Genomic DNA, 3641 nt, shown 5'->3' with positions numbered 1-3641 from the left:
TATGTAGATATTGAATATCTTGATGATACAAGAAGAATTGTTATTTATTATATTCCACTATCAGAAATTGTTTATGATTTCTTTGATAAATTAAAATCATGTACTCGTGGCTATGCTTCATTTGATTATGAATTACATGGTTATCGTGCAAGTAATTTAACAAAGATGGATATTCTTTTAAATGGGGAAGTAGTCGATGCATTATCTTCTATTGTTCATAAAGATTTTGCGTATGATCGAGGAAGAATTATCTGTGAGAAATTAAAGACTATTATTCCAAGACAGCAATTCGAGATTCCGGTTCAGGCAGCTATTCAGGGACGTGTTATTGCTCGTACTAATATTAAGGCAATTAGAAAGAATGTCCTTGCAAAGTGTTATGGTGGGGATATTTCACGTAAGAAGAAACTTCTTGAAAAACAGAAAGAAGGTAAAAAGCGTATGAAGGCTGTAGGAAGTGTAGAAATTCCACAAGAAGCATTCATGGCTATTTTATCTGTGGATGATGAATAGGCAGAGTTATTTCTGCCTTTCTTTGTTTTTTCACACATTTGATTTTCTCTAATTAATTGAAATGAAAAGAATATACATATATAATATGAGAGAAAAAAGGTGGGATTTGATTGTTTAGTAATAGACCGATAAAGTTTATTGGGCGAAAAGAAGCCCAGGAACAGGAACGTAATCAATTAGATAATGTAGTTGCACGTCGTTTCTATATTATTATTGGCGTCGTTATTGTGATAGCAAGCATTTTTGCATTAAGACTTTTTTATATGCAGGTCAATAAGTCTGACTTTTATTCAGCAAAGCTAGAACAATATAGTACAAATACATTTGAAGTCGATGCATTACGTGGTGATATAGTAGATAGAAACTATAATAAGCTTGTATATAATGAGAATGTAGTATGTGCAACTTATTATGCAGTCAAAGGAATTAAGGATGATGAAATTAAATCAATGGTTAATTTCTTGACTAAGAATTGTAATATTGATATTTCTAGCGTGACTGAGAGAGAAAAGAAAGACTATCTGATCATGAAGGATAAGAAGTTTGCAAAATCTCTTGTGTCAGACGCAGAGAAGAAGGCTCTTGCGACAAATGATGATGGAGATACTGAATATTATAATTTACAGCTTAAACGAATCACAAAGAGTGTATTAGAAAAGCACTTAAGTGATGATGATGTACGTTATTATAAGCTTTATTATACAATTAAGAATTGTAAGAATGGTTCTGCAGTACTTCTTGAAAATATCAGCTATCAGGAAGCAAGTGTTATTGGTGAAAACAATGACTTATTAAGAGGTATTCAGGTCACAAGTGATTGGAAACGTGCTTATACTGATGAGTCTACTTTAAAGAGTACACTAGGGAAGGTAACAACTAAGAAACAGGGGTTACCTGCTACATTAAAGGATGAGCTTCTTGCATTAGATTATAGTAACGACTCACGTGTAGGTACTTCAGGGCTTGAAAGACAGTATGAAGATATTTTAAGTGGTAATAAGTCAGTGATGACTTTAAAGTACGCAAGTGATGGAACACCAATCGTCAAAACAAAGAAACAGGGCAGCAGTGGTGAGAATATTCAATTAACGATTGACTGGGATATTCAGTCACAATTGACTCAGATGGTAGAGCAGTGTCTTTATAGTCATACAGCAGAAAGGTATCAGCAGCATATCTATTGTATAGTGATGGAACCTAAGACAGGTGATATTATTGCGTTAGTTGGTAAGGAATACAATAAGGAGAAGACACCTTATGAGATGAAGGATGCGACTTATCTTACTTATACAGGTGCTTATCGTATTGGTTCTACTATGAAGGGGGCTGTTATTTATGCTTGCTTCAAGAATAACATTATTAAAGCCAACCATTATGAAGCAGATACATCTGAAGGTTTAAAGATTGCTGGTACTAAAGCTAAGCATTCTTGGAATAAGAGTGGTTTTGGTAATATCAATGAAGTACAGGCGTTGGCTTATTCTTCTAATATTTATATGATGAAGATTATCATCAAGCTTGCTGGTGGTCATTATCAGTATGATAAACCAATTCATATTGATAAGAGTGCCTTTACTAAATTAAGAAATGCAGCAGGAGAATTAGGTTTAGGTGTTAAGACTGGTATTGATTTACCTTATGAAGCAGCGACTGGTCCTCGTGAAGAAGAAGATACTGCTGGTAAGCTTCTTGACTTCTCTATTGGTCAGTATGATACATATACACCATTACAGCTTGCTGTATATGCGTCTACTCTAGCAAATAAAGGCGTTAAAGTGCAGCCACATCTTTATAAGAGTTCTTATAAGACAGATACATCTGGCAATATTGTGACTCTTAATACACATAAGAAGCATATTATGGATGATGTCTCAGAAGGCAATGAAGATGCATTTAATCAGATTCAGGCTGGTATGAAGGCCGTAGTTACCTATGGTACTGCTGCAGGTTCTTTTGCTGGTTTCCAGTATGATGTTTCTGGTAAATCAGGTACTGCAGAAGACTATACGCATACAGGTAATGTCGACCATCCTAACCATTTGTTTATATCATATGGTCCTAGTAAGGATCCACAGGTTGTAGTAGCTGTTCTTGAAGAAAGATTAAAGGGTGCAAATGATGCGCCAAGTATTGCGAAAAAAGCATTTAGTCTCTATTTTGAAAAATATGGCTACAATAATTAAAAAAGAACTAGTAATTTATGAATTTATATGATAATATATTGAAGCAAACTTATTTGGAGGTGTAATATTCATGAGAGATAATATTATCTTAAAGTGTACAGAATGTGGTGAAGAAAACTATATCAACACAAAGAATAAAAAGAGTCATCCTGAAAGGGTTGAATTTAAAAAGTATTGTCCAAGATGTAACAAGAAAACTGTTCATAAGGAAAAGAAATAAGCCACAAGGCTTATTTTTTTTATACAGGGAGGAAATTGTATGATTAAAAGAATAGTAGTAGGTCCTATTCAAGAGAATTGTTATATTGTGAGTTCTGGTTTGAATTGTGTTATTATTGATCCTGGAGATGAACCAAAGCGTATTATGGAAGAAACAGCACAGTTAGATGTTAAAGGAATTCTTATTACACATGGCCATTATGATCATATTGGCGCAGTAAATGAATTAAGAGATTATTATCATACAAATGTCTATGCAACAGAAGATGCAAAAGATATGATGCTTGACTGGGATGAGAATCTATCAGTGATGCTTGGTGGAGAGAAGTATATTGTTGATGGTGTTAAAGTAATTAAAGATAGTATCACTTTAGGTGAAATGAAGTTTGAAATATATGAAACACCTGGACATGCAAAGGGAAGCTGTCTCTATTACTATGAAAATGAAAATGCATTATTTACAGGTGATACACTATTTAAAGGTGGCTGTGGAAGAGTTGATTTTCCTACAGGAGATAAGTTCTCTTTATTAAAATCTTTATCTCGTATAAAGAATCTTGAGTTAGATGCAGATGTATATCCTGGCCATGGACCAGAGTCAACTCTCTCTTTTGAAAAGAAAAATAACCCATTTTTGTCTTTTTAAGGTAAAAACGGTGTTGTTTAAAGTGAAATATAAAGAATATAAATATTTAGGTATATAATGTTTTTGAAGTGGATTAAAAC

Annotated in this window: 3 protein-coding genes and 1 pseudogene; all 4 read left to right on the top strand. The window is 33.5% G+C overall.

Annotated features, from left to right (window positions below):
- Positions 1-513: pseudogene (locus tag ACT8VG_RS08705) on the top strand (elongation factor 4); the annotation flags it as partial.
- A gap of 110 nt (positions 514-623) precedes the next feature.
- The gene (locus ACT8VG_RS08700) at positions 624-2696 is read left to right on the top strand and encodes a peptidoglycan D,D-transpeptidase FtsI family protein (protein ID WP_444195645.1); all 2073 of its coding nucleotides are present in this window, start codon (positions 624-626) and stop codon (positions 2694-2696) included.
- 70 nt (positions 2697-2766) lie between these two features.
- Complete coding sequence (gene rpmG, locus ACT8VG_RS08695; RefSeq protein WP_006506678.1) at positions 2767-2916, top strand: 50S ribosomal protein L33; 150 nt, start codon at positions 2767-2769, stop codon at positions 2914-2916.
- Positions 2917-2955: 39 nt separating this feature from the next.
- Positions 2956-3561, top strand: coding sequence for an MBL fold metallo-hydrolase (locus ACT8VG_RS08690; protein ID WP_217106720.1), 606 nt, complete (start codon positions 2956-2958; stop codon positions 3559-3561).
- The last annotated feature ends 80 nt before the right edge of the window (positions 3562-3641 follow it).

Source organism: Catenibacterium sp. (assembly GCF_052354645.1).
Lineage (GTDB): Bacteria > Bacillota_I > Bacilli_A > Erysipelotrichales > Coprobacillaceae > Catenibacterium > Catenibacterium mitsuoka_A.
This window is presented reverse-complemented; position numbering and strand designations above follow the sequence as displayed.

Excerpts from the sequence above, each read along its gene's own strand:
- rpmG (WP_006506678.1), top strand. The coding sequence starts at position 2,767 with ATGAGAGATAATATTATCTTAAAGTGTACAGAATGTGGTGAAGAAAAC.
- ACT8VG_RS08690 (WP_217106720.1), top strand. The coding sequence starts at position 2,956 with ATGATTAAAAGAATAGTAGTAGGTCCTATTCAAGAGAATTGTTATATT.